Origin of the sequence: Serratia sp. K-E0102, from assembly GCF_029962625.1 — a bacterium.
Taxonomy (GTDB): Bacteria; Pseudomonadota; Gammaproteobacteria; order Enterobacterales; family Enterobacteriaceae; genus Serratia; species Serratia sarumanii.
On the sequence record NZ_CP124754.1, the window covers coordinates 4,111,179 to 4,126,243 of the forward strand.

The following is a 15,065-nucleotide window of genomic DNA, read 5'->3' on the forward strand; positions in this document are numbered from 1 at the left end:
CGCCGTCTTCTGACATTGGGCTCCTGTTTCACCGGGCCGCGCGGCCCGTAAGCGCTAACAAGAAAGGAAGGCCGTTAATGCAATACCACCGTATTCCCCACAGTTCTTTAGAAGTGAGCGTGCTGGGACTGGGCACCATGACCTTTGGCGAACAGAACAGCGAAGCCGACGCCCATGCGCAACTGGACTATGCATTGGCCGCAGGCGTCAACCTGATAGACACCGCCGAACTGTACCCGGTACCGCCCCGTCCGGAAACCCAGGGCCTGACCGAAAGCTATATCGGCAGCTGGCTCAAGGCGCGCGGCAATCGCGAAAAAATCGTCCTGGCCAGCAAAGTCTCGGGCCCGGTGCGCGGCACCGACAGCAGCATTCGCCCGCAGCAGGCGCTCGATCGCAAAAACATCCGCGCCGCGCTGGACGCCAGCCTCAAGCGGCTGAATACCGATTATCTCGATCTCTACCAATTGCACTGGCCGCAGCGCGCCACCAACTGTTTTGGCAAACTCAACTATCAATACACCGACGACAAAGCCACGGTCACGCTGCTGGAAACGCTGGAGGCGCTGACCGAGCAGGTGCGCGCCGGCAAGATCCGCTATATCGGGGTTTCCAATGAAACGCCCTGGGGCGTGATGCGCTACCTGCAGCTGGCGGAGAAACACGAGCTGCCGCGCATCGTGTCGATTCAAAACCCGTACAGCCTGCTGAACCGCAGCTTTGAGATTGGCCTGGCCGAGATCAGCCAGCACGAAGGGGTGGAACTGCTGGCCTATTCCAGCCTGGCGTTCGGTACCCTGAGCGGTAAATACCTCAATGGCGCAAAACCGGCCGGTGCGCGCAATACGCTGTTCACCCGCTTCAACCGTTATTCAGGGCAGCAAACCCAGCTGGCGATCGCCGAGTACGTGGCGCTGGCCAAAAAACACGGGCTGGATCCTTCGCAGATGGCGTTGGCCTTCGTGCGTCAACAGCCGTTTGTCGCCAGCACCCTGCTGGGCGCCACCACGGTGGATCAGTTGAAAATCAACATCGACAGCCTCGATGTGGTATTGGATGAAGACGTGCTGCAGGCGCTCGAAGAAATCCATATCCGGTTTACCATTCCGGCGCCTTAATACAGCAAGGGCGCAGCCTGGCTGCGCCCCGTTTCACCGCCGCTGCGACCACCACAGCGCGCTAATCGCCAGCGCAAACACCACGCCAAACCCTACGCCGACGCCCACCACCGGCACGCCCAGCTTCACCACCAGCGAATACAGCGCCAGCATCAGCAACATGGCGGCGTTTTCACCCAGGTTTTGCACCGCGATAGCATTGCCGGCGCCGACCGAATGCTTGCCCCGCTCCTGCAGCAACGCATTGAGCGGCACCACGAAAAAGCCCCCCAGCATGCCGATGATCGCCAACAAGACATAGGCATTGAGCATGGTGGTTTGCAGCGCGAATACCGCGACCGCAACGCCGATCAGGATCCCGGCCGGCATGCAGCGCTTCACCGTCTTCAGCGTGACAAAGCGTGCGGCGGCGCCGGCCCCCACCACGATACCGACGGCTACCATGGCGTTCAGCAGCGTCGGCGTGGCGTTATCGGCGATGCCGAGCGCTACCGGCACCCACAGCACCAGCAGAAAACGCAGCGTCACGCCGGCCCCCCAGAACAGGCTGGTGCCGATCAAGGAAAAACGCGTCTGCCCATCGCGCCATAACGTGACGCAGGCGGTAAAGAAGCTGTTCGTCATGGCCCGCGGGCGCCAGGAAGCCCCCGGGCGTGCCGCCGCGAGGCGCGGAATATACAGGTTGGCGACCACCGCCCCCGCGTAAACCAAGGCGCAGACCGCCAGCGCCGCCACCACATGCCAGTCCGCCAGAATGCCACCGGCCACCGAACCGGTCAGAATGGCGGCGATAGTCGAGGCCTCCATCAGGCCGTTAGCCTTGACCAGCTTCTCGCCGCTGGTGATCTCGCCCAGAATGCCGTATTTGGCCGGCGAATACGCGGCGGCTCCCACCCCGACCAGGCTGTAGCCGAGGAACGGGTTTCCCCCAAAACAGATCACCAACGCCCCCGCCAATTTTAAGGCGTTGGCGAACATCATCACCCGCCCTTTGGCAAAGCTGTCGGCCACCTGGCCGACGAACGGCGCCAGGATGATGTAGGTGGCGACGAAGGCCATCTGCAGGATTGGCTGGCTCCAGTCCGGATACAGCTGCTGCTTGATCAACGCCAGCGTGGCGAACAGCAACGCATTGTCGCCGAACGCCGAGAGGAACTGCGCGCTGATGACGGCGATCATGCCGCGTGACAGCAAAGGGGACTCGGTCGAAGGATTCATCGGGCACTCTCCGGCTGTTCGGCCATATGACGCAGGGTGACGAAATCAGGTTTGCCGCTGCCGAGCACCGGCAGCGTTTTCAACAGGCGAATATCGCGCGGCACCGCCAGCTCCGGGCTGCCCAGCTCACGCGCCACCCGCAGCAATGCTTCACGAGTGATGGCGGGATCGGTGGTGAACAGCACCAGCGCCTCGCCTTTGCTACTGTCGCCTTTGGCCGTGGCGGCATGCATTTTTTCCGGCGACAGCCGTTGCGCCAGCAATTCGACGCTCTCCAGCGACACCATCTCGCCCGCCAGCTTGGCGAAGCGTTTCACGCGGCCGCGAATGGTGCAATAGCCCTGCTCATCCAGGCTGACGATATCGCCGGTGTCGTACCAGCCCGGCTGCAGCACGCCGTTCGCATCTTCCGCCGCCGGCGGTTCCAGCTCGCCGGGGCGCTCAACCCGCAGATAGCCTTTCATGATGTTCGGCCCCTTCAGCTGCAGGCGCCCGCCGTTATCGATGCCCGGCACCGCAATCAGGCGCGCCTCCATCTGCGGCATGATGCGGCCGACGGTGCCCACCTTGGTCGCCAACGGCACGTTAATGGACACCACCGGCGCACATTCGGTCACGCCATAGCCTTCCAGAATGCGGATGCCGTATTTGTCCTGGTAGATTTGTTTGGTGCTGTCCGCCAGTTTCTCCGCGCCGGCCACCACGTAGCGCAGGCGGGCGAAATCATACGGATGCGCGAAGCGCGCATAGTTGTTGAGGAAGGTCGCCGTGCCGAACAACACCGTGCAGTTGCGGTCATACACCAGCTCCGGCACCACGCGATAGTGCAGCGGGCTGGGGTAGAGGAAAATGCGGCTGCCGGTGATCAGCGGCGTAAGCAGCCCCACCGTCAGGCCGAACGAGTGGAACAGCGGCAGCGACGACATGAAACGGTCGCGCGGGGTGAAGTCGGCGATGGTGCGAATTTGTTCTACGTTAGCCAGCAGGCTGGCATGCGAATGCACCACGCCCTTGGGGTGGCCTTCGGAACCGGAAGTGAACAGGATCAGCGCCGCGTCCTCCGGGCGTTGCGGCAACGCCGCGCGCTGCGGCTGCAGCAAGTGCCGCAAAATCCACAGCTTGTCCGCCAGCGTAACGGTGTCTTTCAGATCTTCCAGATACACCCAGTTGGCCTGCGTCACCTGCTCCGGCAGGTGGGTCAGCTTGCCCTTCTCCAGAAACTGGCGCGAGGTGACGATGGTCTTGATGCCGGCGGCGAGCATCGCGCTGTTCAGGCCGTTGGCGCCGGCGGTGTAGTTGAGCATCGCCGGAATGCGGTTACGCAGCGAAGCGCCGAAGATCGCCGCCGCGGTGATGGTGGCGTTCGGCAACAGCAGCCCGACGTGTTCCCCTTCGGCGGTAAAGCGCTGCAGAATGCGGCTGACGCCCAGCGATTTCTTGATCAGCGTCTGGTAACTGTCTTCTTTGAAAGCGATGTCTTCGATACAGGGCTTGCGGCGCCCGTAGCGGTGCTGCGCCGCCAGCAAGGCATGGAACAGCGTCTGCGGTTCGCGCGTATCCATTCGCGCCCGCATCATGATCTGCATCAGCCGATCGCCCGCCAGCGCCCGGCGTTCACGCGCGCGCGGCGCTTCCGGCATCGGCAGCGTGGTCGGTGGCAAGATGCGGATGCTGATTTGCGGGAACCAGCGGATCTTGAACACCCCGGCCATTCGGCCGAACGGGCTGAACTCGGGGCCGTCGATCCGCACCGGCACCACGGTGGCGCCTGATTTAGCAGCGATAAACGCCGCGCCGTCGTAGATTTTCATCAGCGCGCCGGTCACGGTGATGCGCCCTTCAGGGAACACCACGATCGGCCGCCCCTGCTCGACCATGCGCACCAGTTGCTTGATGGCCATCGGCTTGGTGGGATCGAGCGAGACGAAATCAATGTAGGGCCGCAGCCAGCGCATAAACCAGCTCTCGCCGATGCTGGCGTAAACCGCAAACACCGGTTTAATCGGCAGGAACAGCGCCAGCAGCACGCCGTCGAGGAAAGAGACGTGGTTCGGCGTAATCAGCAGTTTTTGCCGCTCGAAGTGCTGAACGTCCCCTTCGACCCGTACCCGAAACAGCAGGCGAAACAGCGCGCGCAGCAGTGAAAAGATCATGCCCTTCTCCCTTGGCCATGGAGGCGTAAATCGTTGTAGGGAAAAGAATACTATATGGCAGGCAAAAAAAAACCTACGCATCCGCGTAGGTTGGTGCAATTGAAAATGGCTTCAACATACAGAGTATGCTGATTTCTCACCAATCAATACCTCTGGGATCACCTACTCTAGAGAGATGGCGTGCAGGAAACTACCGGCGAATCGCAAGAGTTCTGCTCCAAATGCAACCAGCTGTAAATTTCCCGCGATCTGCTGTAATAACTCAATGAAACTTAAACCTTCCCGCAGCGGCGAAAAAATAAATACAGCCGCGACGGCGAGCCGGTTATCCCGACGTGAAACCTTCACTCATCGCGCGCTGACTTCCACCAGGCAACTCATGGCGTTCGGCCCCTGCGTCAGCGGCGAGGTGCCGATATCCAGCGTCAGCACGTTCGGGTTGCCCGCCTGCTCGACCGGCCGGCGCTGCGCGTCGTAACCCGGCTCGAACCAGGCGCCGGTCGCCATCAGCACCACGCCGCGCGTCACGCCGTCGGTGAGGGAGGCCCCCGCCAGACAGCTGCCGCGCGCATTGCTGACCAGCACTTCGGCGCCGTCCGCCACGCCGCGCTGCGCCGCGTCCTCCGGATGCATATACAGGGTTTCGCGCCCGGCGGTCTTATTGCCCTGCGCCAGCGGCGCCGGATCCATCTGGCTGTGCAGACGATCGCTCGGTTGAATGGAGATCAGATGCAGCGGCCAGGTTTTGGCCTGCGGCGCCCCCAGCCACTCGACCGGCGGACGCCACTGCGGATGCGGAGCGAAATCCTCGTAGCGATAACCGGCGATCCGCTCGCTGAACAGTTCGATCTTGCCGCTGGGCGTCTGCAGCGGGTTAGCCTGCGGATCGGCGCGGAACGCGTCAAAAAACACGAACTCCTTGGCCGGCGCGGGCAGTTCGACATAGCCCCGGCGCCAAAAATCCTCAAACTCGGGCCAGGCGACGCCGGCGCGCCGCTGCGCTGCGCCGCATTGCCGATAGATATCTTCGATCCAGGCCCGCTCGCCGCGGTTTTCGGTAAAGCGCTCGCGATAGCCCAGGCGCTCCGCCAGATCGGCGAAGATATCGAAATCGTTGCGCGCCTGATGCTGCGGCGCAATCGCCTGATGCATCGCCAGCACGTAGCGATCGCGCGAGGAGCCGCCGATGTCGTTGCGCTCCAGCGAACTGGTGACCGGCAACACGATATCCGCCATTTTGGCCGCCGCCGTCCACCAGATATCTTGTACGATCACCGTATCCGGCTTCTGCCAGCCTTCCACCAGCCGGTTCAGCTGCTGATGGTGATGGAACGGGTTGCCGCCGGCCCAGTGCACCAGGTGGATATCCGGGTACTGCCGCGTCTCGCCGCAAAATTGATAGGTTTCGCCGGGGTGCAGCAGCATGTCGCAGATGCGCGCCACCGGGATCGCCAGCCCGGCCGGGTTTTCCCCTACCGGCATGGTCGGCGCGGGGGTGTCCACGCGCGGGTTGCCGACACCGTTCATCGAGCCGTGGCCGAACGAGAAGCCGCCGCCCGGCAGGCCCACCTGGCCCAACATCGACGACAGCGCGATCATCATCCAATAGGGTTGCTCGCCGCGGTGCGCGCGCTGTACGGAGTAGGAACAGGTGATAAAACTGCGCACGCCGATCAGCTGCCGCGCCAGCAGGGCGATGCGCGCCGCCGGAATGCCGGTAATGGCGCTGGCCCAGGTAGGCGTTTTCGCCACGCCGTCGCTCACGCCGTTCAGGTAATCCGCCAACTGTTGATAGCCCACGCAGTGGCTGTGCAGGAAGGCTTCGTCCTGCGCGCCCAGCCGCTGAATTTCGTAAGCCAGCGCCAGCATCAGCGCCACGTCGGTATTCGGCCGGATCGGGATCCACTCCGCGTTGACGAACCCGGGGCAATCATCGCGCATCGGGCTGATGTTGACAACCGGCGTGCCCTTGTGCGCCAGCTTTTGCAGCCAGGGTTTGAGCGCATGCTCCGCCGCGCCGCCGGAAGAGACCTGGGCATTTTTCAGCGCCAGCCCGCCAAACGCCACAAACAGCTCGCAATGCTCCACCACGCTTGGCCAACTGGTGACGCGCCCGGTCAACGGCGAGAAAGTGCCGATCACATACGGCAGGAAAAACTGCGCCGCGCCCCAGCTGTAGTTGCCCTGCTGATCGACCCCGCCGCCGCCGCTGAAATAGAACCGTCGCACCAGCGAGCGCGCATGATGCAAGCGCCCGGCCGACGACCAGCCATAAGAGCCGGTAAACAGCCCGGAGGCGCCGTAGCGATCGCGCACCCGGCGATTCTCCTGCGCCACCAAATCGAGCGCCAGTTCCCAGTCCACTTCGACGAAATCTTCCCTGCCGCGCAGCGTGCGGTCGCTGCCCTCGCGCTTTTGCAGCCACGAGCGGCGCACCGCCGGCTTGCGGATACGTTTGTCGGAGTAAACCATCGGTACGATGGAATCGAGCAACGGCGAAGGGTCGGGATCGTCGGCGAAGGGTTCACAGCGGATAAGCCGGCCGTCTTCAACCACGGCGGTATAGGCGCCCCAATGGGCGAGCTGCGGATAGCGTTTAATGGACATGGCGTTCTCGGCGCAAATCGGAATGCACAGACGTTACCTCAGCCCGTCGCCAGTGCCAACGTACAAATTGCGCTATCGTTCGGCGGCCGACGGTTATGCGCGCAGCCGCGAAAAGATTCTGCAACGGCCGCCACAAGTTGCGCACAACACCGCTTGCAGCCCCGGTTTTTTTCCGCAAAACTGGGGGATGTAAGCGATTACCCAGGATGTGTTGACTGATATGGCTACGATAAAGGATGTTGCCAGGCTGGCGGGTGTTTCCGTGGCCACGGTATCCCGCGTGATAAACAATTCCCCCAAGGCCAGCGAAGGGTCGCGCACCGCGGTGCTGGCCGCCATGGAACAGCTGCAGTATCACCCCAATGCCAACGCACGGGCGCTGGCGCAGCAGTCCACCGAAACGCTGGGCCTGATCGTCTCCGACGTTTCCGACCCCTTCTTCGGGGCGATGGTCAAAGCGGTCGAGCAGGTGGCCTACGCCACCCACAATTTTCTGCTGATTGGCAACGGTTACCACGACGCCGAAAAAGAGCGTCAGGCGATTGAACAGCTGGTGCGACATCGCTGCGAGGCGCTGGTGGTGCACGCCAAAAGTCTGAGCGATCGGGAACTTGGCGGCTGGATGCAGCAGATCCCGGGCATGGTGCTGATCAACCGCACGCTGCCGGGTTTTGAAACGCGCTGCGTGGCGCTCGACGATCGCTACGGCGCCTGGCTGGCGACCCGTCATCTGATCCAGCAAGGGCATCAGCGCATCGCCATCATCTGCTCCACCCACCAGATTTCCGACGCCACCGATCGCCTGCAAGGCTATCTCGACGCGCTGCAGGAGCACGGCATTGCGGTGGATGAAAAGCTGATCGCCTACGGCGAACCGGACGAGATCGGCGGCGAACAGGCGATGACCGAATTGCTCGGCCGCGGCCGCTCTTTCTCCGCCGTCACCTGCTACAACGATCCGATGGCCGCCGGCGCGCTTTCGGTGCTGAGCGACAACAGCGTCGACGTACCGGGGCAAATTTCGCTGATCGGTTTCGACGACGTACTGATTTCGCGCTACCTGCGGCCGCGCCTGACCACCGTTCGCTACCCGATCGTGGCGATGGCGACCCAGGCGGCGGAACTGGCCCTAGCCTTGGCCAATCGTCAACCGCTGCCGGAAATCACCAACATGTTCAGCCCGACGCTGGTGCGCCGCCACTCGGTCGCCACCCTCAACAACGCGCACGAACAGCCGTAATTCGCGCCGCCGCATGGGTGAGCCATCACCCATGCGCTCAGATTGCGCAGCCCGCCGCATTTCCCGCTTTTGGATTTTTTCCGCTCCCAGCATTCGTGCATATTGTTGGCACAATAATCTTTACACTATATAGTATAAACGCTATATTCGGAGCGCATCATGTGGCAAGTGGTGACCGTCGAACGGTTCGACGACTGGTTTTTAGCGCTGAACAACGCCCAGCAAACAAGCATCCTGGCGGCGATCTACAAATTGCAGACGTTCGGCCCGCAGTTGACGCGGCCGCATGCCGATACGCTGTATTTTTCCGACGCGGTCCGGCAGTTGAAGGAGCTGCGCGTTCAACACCGCGGGCGCCCTTTCAGGGTGTTTTTCGCCTTTGACCCACAGCGGCAAGCGGTATTGCTGTGCGGTGGCGATAAAACCGGCGACAAACGCTTTTACCAGCGCATGTTGCCCATCGCCGCCATGGAGTTTTCACATTATCTGGCAACCCGGAGGTAGTGCAGATGGCCAAACCTTTATCCCAACTGATCGATAAACTCGATCCCGCCGTCGTTGCCGCCGCCAGGCAAAAAGCGGACCAGGAAATTTTCGAGCTGCGGCTGGCGATGCTGAGGGAAGAGCTGGCGGTCTCTCAGGTTGAATTGGCGAAGCGGCTCGGCATCAGCCAACCCTCCGTCGCCAATTTGGAAAAGCGCGGCAGCGAAATAAAGCTGTCGTCGCTCAAACGCTATATCGAGGCCATGGGCGGCACGCTGTCGCTGGATGTGCAATTGCCCAATGGCCAACACCGCCGCATGACGTTGTGAAGCGAGCGCAAGGCGCCCGCCCGCTTATCAGATAAGCTCCAGCGCGATCAGCTCTTCGATGGTCTGGCGGCGGCGGATCAGCCGCGGTTCGCCGTTTTCGAACAGCACTTCGGGCAACAGCGGGCGGCTGTTGTAGTTGGAGGACATCGATGCGCCGTAGGCGCCGGTGTCGTGGAACACCAGATAATCGCCGATCTGCACCGGCGGCAGTTCGCGGGTTTCCACGCCGCCGCCCGCCTGCTGGGTGAACACGTCGCCGGATTCACACAGCGGCCCGGCAATTACCGTTTCGCGCAGCGCTTGCCGCGAGGTATCGCGCCCATCGGCCGGCAACAGCGAAATATGGTGATAGCTGCCGTACATTGCCGGGCGCATCAGATCGTTAAAACCGGCGTCCACCAGCACGAAGTGGCGGCTGCCCATGTCTTTTACCGCCCGCACCTCGGCCACCAAGACGCCCGCTTCCGCCATCAGGAAACGCCCCGGTTCGATCTCCAGCTGCACCGGATGCCCCAGATGCGCGGCGATGCGTTCACGCGCCCGGTTCCACAACCCGAAATAGTGTTCGGTATCGATCGCCTCTTCGCCGTACTGGTACGGGATAGACAGGCCACCGCCGGCGGAAATGGCGCTGATATCATGACCGAGATCGATCACCTGCTGCACCATCGCATCGCAGACGCGCTCCAGATGCTGGTAATCGACGCCGGAACCGATGTGCATGTGCACGCCGACAAGCTTCAGGCCGTAGCGGCGAATTTTCTCCACCGCCTGCGGCAGGTCGGCATACCAGATACCGTGCTTGCTGTTCTCGCCGCCGGTGTTGGTTTTCTGGCTGTGGCCGTGGCCAAAACCCGGGTTAATGCGCAGCCACACCGGGTGCCCTGCGGAAACCTGGCCGAGCTGCTCCAGCATGTCGATGGAACCGGCGTTGACCGGGATCTTCAATTCGCTGACGCGCGCCAGCGTCGCATGATCCAACACGTCCGCGGTAAACACGATTTCGCTCGGTTCGCCGCCCGGCTGAAAACCGGCCTGCAGCGCCCGCTCGATCTCGCCCAGCGACACCGAATCCACCTTCACGCCCTGCTCGCGCATCAAGCGCAAAATATGAATGTTCGAACAGGCCTTCTGTGCGAAACGGATAGTGTCGAAATGGCGCAGCTGAGCGATGCGCTGGCTGATGATGTCCGCATCATAGGCCCAAACCGGGCAGCCGAAGCGCTGCGGCAAGGCCAGCAGGTTGGTGGCGTTCAACGCGATGGAGGTGTCGTGCAACGGGCGTGGCATGGCGATATTCCCAATTCGAAAATGACGGCAGATAAAGCCATAGTGCCGCACGCTGAATCGGGTGGAAAATATCTATTTAGCCGCAATCTATTCATTTATGATATGGCTTTCCCCTTAACCGAGCGGCCTCGCCATGCACAGCATCTCTTTGCGGCAGATCGAAATCTTTCGGGCGGTGATGACCACCGGCAACCTGACCGAGGCGGCGGCCCTGCTGCAGACCTCGCAACCGACCGTCAGCCGCGAGCTGGCGCGCTTTGAGAAGCTGATCCGGCTGCAGCTGTTCGACCGGGTGCGCGGTCGCTTGTCCCCTACCGTGCAGGGATTGCGGCTGTTCGAAGAGGTGCAGCGCTCCTATTACGGCCTCGATCGCATCGTCAACGCCGCCGCCGGCATCCGCCAGTTTCAGCAGGCGCAGCTGTCGATCGTGTGCCTGCCGGTTTTTTCCCAATCGCTGCTGCCGGCGGTATGCCGGCCCTTTATCGAACGTTACCCGGAAGTCAGCTTCAGCGTTATCCCGCAAGAGTCGCCGCTGCTGGAAGAGTGGCTGTCGGCCCAGCGCCACGATCTCGGGCTGACGGAAACCACCCTGACGCCGGCGGGCACCGAGCGGGTGACGCTGATGACGTTGAACGAAGTGTGCGTGCTGCCGACGGGCCACCCGCTGCTGCTGAAAGATCGGCTGACGCCGCAGGACTTCGCCGGGCAGAACTTTATCAGCCTGTCGAGCACCGACAGCTATCGCCACCTGTTGGATGCGCTGTTCGGCGAGCAGGGCGTCGAGCGCCGCATGGTGATGGAAACACACAGCGCGGCATCGGTATGCGCCATGGTGAGGGCCGGCGTGGGAGTGTCGATCGTCAACCCGCTGACGGCGCTCGACTATGCCGGCAACGGCGTGCACGTGCGGCCGTTCAGCATCGACGTGCCGTTCACCGTCAGCCTGATTCGGCCGCTGCACCGCCCCTCGTCGGCGCTGGTGACGGCCTTTATCGACCACCTTCATCAGCAGGCCGCCACCTTTGTCGCCCGGCTGGCCGCCGCCGTCAGGCGCTGAAAGCGGCGTGGGAATATTGCCGCAGCATCAGCGCAGCGTCGCCTGCCACTGCGGATCGGTGGCGAACCACTCCACCAGAAAGTCCAGCATGGTGCGCAAGGTGGCGGGCATCTGGCGGCGTGAGGTATAGATGCCGTAGATGCCCATCGACTGCGGCCGGTAATCCGGCAACAGTTCGACCAGTTCGCCGCTGGCCAGCAGCGGCGCCGCCGAATAATAGGGCTGCATGGAAATGCCCGCGCCCTGCACCGTGCCGGCCATCAGCACCACCGACTCGTTGGCGCTCAGGTTGCCGCTGACCGCTACCGCCGATTTCACGCCCTGAGCATCAAAGTGCCACAGGCTTTTGCCGAAATAGGAGTAGGTCAGGCAGTTGTGCAACGCCAGATCCTGCGGTTGACGCGGGGTGCCGTGCGCCGCCAGATACGCCGGCGCGGCGCACACCACCGATGCGCAGGTGGACAGCGGGCGGGCGATCAGGTTGGGATCCAGCTCGTTGGTGATGCGCAGCGCCAGATCGATGCGCTCTTCCACCAGGTTCACCGCCCGGTTGTTCATCTGCAGATCGACCGCCACCTGCGGGTGACGCTTCAGATACTGAGCGACGGCCCCCACCAGCGCCGTTTGCCCGAGCGACTGCGAACAGGTGATGCGCAGCAGGCCGCGCAACTCGTCGCTCTGCCCTTCCTCCACCAGGTCGATCTCCCCCGCCAGCGCCAGCATTTGCCGGCAGCGCTCCAGAGTACGCTCACCGGCGTCGGTCAGACTAAGCTTACGGGTAGTGCGGTGCAGTAAACGCGCCCCGGCCCATTGCTCCATCTGCGCCAGGTAGCGCGTCACCATCGCGCGCGACATCTCCAGCGTTTCCGCAGCGGCGATCATGCTGCCGCGATCGACGATGGTGACAAAAACCTCTGCGGCGGTAATGCGATCCATGATTAGTCCGATTTATGCAACGAATAATTGCTTATTATCCGGTTTTTCTATCGCTTTATGCAACCTAACATCATTACAACATTAACCGATACCTAAGGACCTCTGCCCATGTTTAAGAAATCACTGTTAACTCTGGCCTTCACCGGCGTCGCCACCCTCAGCGCCTACGCCACCGCGGCCGATACCCTGACCATGGAAGTGTATAACCCGGGCGAGAAAAGCGTGTTCCCGGTGTCTTCCGAAATCATCAGCGGCAAACACGAAGTGGCGCTGATCGACGCTCAGTTCCAGCGTAACGACGCCGAAGCGCTGGTGAAAAAGATCAAGGCGACCGGCAAGAAACTGACCACCGTTTATATCAGCCACTCAGACCCGGATTTCTATTTCGGTCTGGACGTGATTAAAGCGGCCTTCCCGGAGGCGAAAATCATCGCTTCGCCAGGCACTATCAAGGACATCAACGCTACCAAAGACGGTAAAGTCGCCTATTGGGGCCCGATCCTGAAAGACAACGCGCCGAAAACCGTGATCGTGCCGCAGCCGCTGCAGGGCGACAGCTTCACCATCGACGGCCAGAAAGTGGAAGTGAAAGGCCTGAACGGCCCGACCCCCGATCGCACCTTCGTGTGGATCCCGGCGCTGAAGGCGGTAGTAGGCGGTGTCGCGGTCGCCGGTGACAATATCCACCCGTGGATCGCCGACAACCAGAGCGTGGAATCGCGCCAGCACTGGCAGCAGACGCTGAAAAACATCGAAGCGCTGAAGCCGCAGGTCGTCGTGCCGGGCCACTTCCTGCCGGGCGCAGCGCAAACGCTGGCATCGGTGCACTTTACCCAGAAATACCTGACCACGCTGGAAGCCGAGCTGCCGAAGGCCAAGGATTCCGCCGCGCTGATTGAGGCGATGAAAAAGCACTACCCGACGCTGAAAGACGAGTCGAGCCTGGAACTGAGCGCGAAAGTGCTGAAAGGCGAGATGAAGTGGCCGCAATAAGCGCCCGTGCGTGATTGAACCAGCCCTGGCGCCGCGGTGAGCTGCCGCGCGCCAGGCGAGGAGTAAAGATGACCGAAACCACTCTGCATTACATTTTCGATCCGCTGTGCGGCTGGTGCTACGGCGCCGCACCGCTGGTGAAAGCGGCTCAGAGCCTCCCTGGGCTGAAGATCGTGCCGCATGCCGGCGGCATGATGACCGGCAACAACCGCCGTCAGATTACCGACGAATGGCGCAACTACGTCATTCCGCACGACAAACGCATCGCCGAGATGACGGGCCAGCCTTTTGGCGAAGCCTATTTCAACGGCCTGCTGCGCGACACCACGGCAGTGATGGATTCCGAGCCGCCGATCACCGCTATCCTGGCGGCGGAAAAGCTGGCGGGGCGCGGGCTGGACATGCTGCACCGCATTCAGCAGGCGCACTATCAAGAAGGCCGGCGCATCGCCGATACGCCGGTGCTGGAAGCGTTGGCGAAAGAATTGGGGTTGCCTTCGGCGGCGTTTATCGCCGAAATGCGTTTCAACACCGGCGCGCCAACCGCGCAGCACATCGCGGAAAGCCGGGCGCTACTGGCCAAAGTGCAAGGCCAGGGCTTCCCGACCTTTGCGCTGCAGGACAGCGAAGGCCGTCTGCATCTGCTGCCGGCCGGCAACTATCTGGGTAACGTGGAAGCCTGGAAAAACCTGCTGGGCGCCGCCGCGCTGGCGTAACCTACCTTTCCCGCCCCGGCTGCCGGGGCGGGTCATTCGACCCGCACGAACCGCCCTTCCGCGCGCACGTTGTGACCGAACCCGCAATCCCCCCGCGTGTGCATCTCCAGCGCTTGCTCGCCAAATTCCAGCGTGACGTCGCAGACCTGCGCGCTTTCCGAGTCATGCTGATGGTAGACCGCTTTGCCGTGCTCAATTGGCAGCTCGGCGGTGAAGTCACCCATGTTCGGCCCGTAATACACCCCCATCTGCGGCATGGCGTAGCCGGAAAAATCGATCAGCCAGCGCTCGCCCTGCGGCTTCACCGCCACTTCGCTCCACACGCCGCGCCCGGCGTATTGCCAATACACGCCGCCCGGCCCCTGCGGCTGCGGCCGCTGCGCCAGGCGTTGGCGCAACAGGCTCATGTTGTGCTGCGATTTGTCATCGTGCGGCGCCAGCGCCAGGTAGGCCTGTGCCTTGAGCAATTCCCCGGCGCGCATCAGCGACAGCGCCACGTTGTTGTAGGCCGTGGCGATGGCCTGCTCGCTCAGGCCGCAAAACTCGCTCCAGGCCGCCTGATCGCGAAAGATGTCGGCAGCTTTGGCGTAATCCTGCCGCTGATAGGCCTTTTTTCCCAGTTCGGCGTAGCTCGCCACCTTTTGGCAGTCGGCGGCGATGTCCGGCTCGTCAATGTGCGCCCAGGCCCGGGCGCCGGCGAAGACGCCGCAGGTCAGCAACAGGGGAAACCAAGCCTTCATCGTTTATCCTTTCTGCAAAAATTCGGCGCCAGTATAACCGCCCGGCGGTGGAGTGTATGCCGCAATTGCGCCCGTCGGCGTGCCGCTGTCGATTCAGCCGCCTTATTTCAAACGGTTAGCGGAGTTAAAACTGCTTACAGTCGCGGTTTGTTTGTTACCGCCCCGCAGCCCATGCTGAACGAAAT

Annotated in this window: 13 protein-coding genes; 7 read left to right on the forward strand and 6 right to left on the reverse strand. The window is 62.3% G+C overall.

Translation table 11 applies throughout. The annotated features are described in order from the left end of the window. Positions 1-77: 77 nt before the first annotated feature. The gene (locus tag SSARUM2_RS19565; RefSeq protein ID WP_060438385.1) at positions 78-1,118 is read left to right on the forward strand and encodes an NADP(H)-dependent aldo-keto reductase; all 1,041 of its coding nucleotides are present in this window, start codon (positions 78-80) and stop codon (positions 1,116-1,118) included. 33 nt (positions 1,119-1,151) lie between these two features. Here the strand turns inward: SSARUM2_RS19565 and lplT are convergent, their stop codons facing one another. The 3 genes from lplT to SSARUM2_RS19580 all read right to left on the reverse strand — a co-directional run bounded on the left by lplT (position 1,152) and on the right by SSARUM2_RS19580 (position 7,096). After that, positions 1,152-2,336 carry a lysophospholipid transporter LplT gene (gene lplT / locus SSARUM2_RS19570; RefSeq protein ID WP_033635770.1) on the reverse strand — a complete coding sequence of 395 codons (1,185 nt, stop codon included), beginning with the start codon at positions 2,334-2,336 and terminating at the stop codon, positions 1,152-1,154. Continuing rightward, positions 2,333-4,489 (reverse strand): bifunctional acyl-ACP--phospholipid O-acyltransferase/long-chain-fatty-acid--ACP ligase, encoded by a 2,157-nt coding sequence (gene aas, locus SSARUM2_RS19575; RefSeq protein WP_033635771.1) that lies wholly within the window; start codon positions 4,487-4,489, stop codon positions 2,333-2,335. The genes lplT and aas overlap by 4 nt, the downstream gene beginning before the upstream one ends. Positions 4,490-4,837: 348 nt before the next feature. Next, positions 4,838-7,096: a molybdopterin guanine dinucleotide-containing S/N-oxide reductase gene (locus SSARUM2_RS19580; protein ID WP_060452451.1), complete on the reverse strand. Its 2,259-nt coding sequence runs from the start codon at positions 7,094-7,096 to the stop codon at positions 4,838-4,840. Between the two features lie 220 nt (positions 7,097-7,316). On the opposite strand from SSARUM2_RS19580, the gene galR reads away from it, so the two are divergent. The 3 genes from galR (at position 7,317) to SSARUM2_RS19595 (ending at position 9,148) form a co-directional block, all read left to right on the forward strand. Continuing rightward, the gene (gene galR, locus SSARUM2_RS19585; RefSeq protein WP_033649496.1) at positions 7,317-8,336 is read left to right on the forward strand and encodes an HTH-type transcriptional regulator GalR; all 1,020 of its coding nucleotides are present in this window, start codon (positions 7,317-7,319) and stop codon (positions 8,334-8,336) included. Positions 8,337-8,495: 159 nt separating this feature from the next. Next, entirely contained in the window at positions 8,496-8,840 is a 345-nt protein-coding gene (locus tag SSARUM2_RS19590; protein WP_041036518.1) for a type II toxin-antitoxin system RelE/ParE family toxin, read from the forward strand. Between the two features lie 5 nt (positions 8,841-8,845). Continuing rightward, positions 8,846-9,148: a helix-turn-helix domain-containing protein gene (locus tag SSARUM2_RS19595; RefSeq protein WP_004931828.1), complete on the forward strand. Its 303-nt coding sequence runs from the start codon at positions 8,846-8,848 to the stop codon at positions 9,146-9,148. Positions 9,149-9,175: 27 nt separating this feature from the next. Here the strand turns inward: SSARUM2_RS19595 and lysA are convergent, their stop codons facing one another. After that, positions 9,176-10,438, reverse strand: a complete 1,263-nt coding sequence (gene lysA, locus SSARUM2_RS19600; RefSeq protein ID WP_060452456.1) for a diaminopimelate decarboxylase — start codon at positions 10,436-10,438, stop codon at positions 9,176-9,178. 133 nt (positions 10,439-10,571) lie between these two features. On the opposite strand from lysA, the gene SSARUM2_RS19605 reads away from it, so the two are divergent. Beyond that, entirely contained in the window at positions 10,572-11,495 is a 924-nt protein-coding gene (locus SSARUM2_RS19605; protein WP_033649494.1) for a LysR family transcriptional regulator, read from the forward strand. Positions 11,496-11,522: 27 nt separating this feature from the next. On the opposite strand, the gene SSARUM2_RS19610 is transcribed toward SSARUM2_RS19605, so the two are convergent. Continuing rightward, complete coding sequence (locus tag SSARUM2_RS19610; RefSeq protein ID WP_015378928.1) at positions 11,523-12,431, reverse strand: LysR family transcriptional regulator; 909 nt, start codon at positions 12,429-12,431, stop codon at positions 11,523-11,525. A gap of 108 nt (positions 12,432-12,539) precedes the next feature. On the opposite strand from SSARUM2_RS19610, the gene SSARUM2_RS19615 reads away from it, so the two are divergent. Then, positions 12,540-13,424: an MBL fold metallo-hydrolase gene (locus tag SSARUM2_RS19615; RefSeq protein WP_039567352.1), complete on the forward strand. Its 885-nt coding sequence runs from the start codon at positions 12,540-12,542 to the stop codon at positions 13,422-13,424. Between the two features lie 68 nt (positions 13,425-13,492). Continuing rightward, entirely contained in the window at positions 13,493-14,140 is a 648-nt protein-coding gene (locus SSARUM2_RS19620; RefSeq protein ID WP_039567349.1) for a DsbA family protein, read from the forward strand. 32 nt (positions 14,141-14,172) lie between these two features. Here SSARUM2_RS19620 and SSARUM2_RS19625 read toward each other — a convergent pair whose 3' ends face one another. Next, positions 14,173-14,880 carry a tetratricopeptide repeat protein gene (locus SSARUM2_RS19625; protein ID WP_282488506.1) on the reverse strand — a complete coding sequence of 236 codons (708 nt, stop codon included), beginning with the start codon at positions 14,878-14,880 and terminating at the stop codon, positions 14,173-14,175. Between the last annotated feature and the right edge of the window lie 185 nt (positions 14,881-15,065).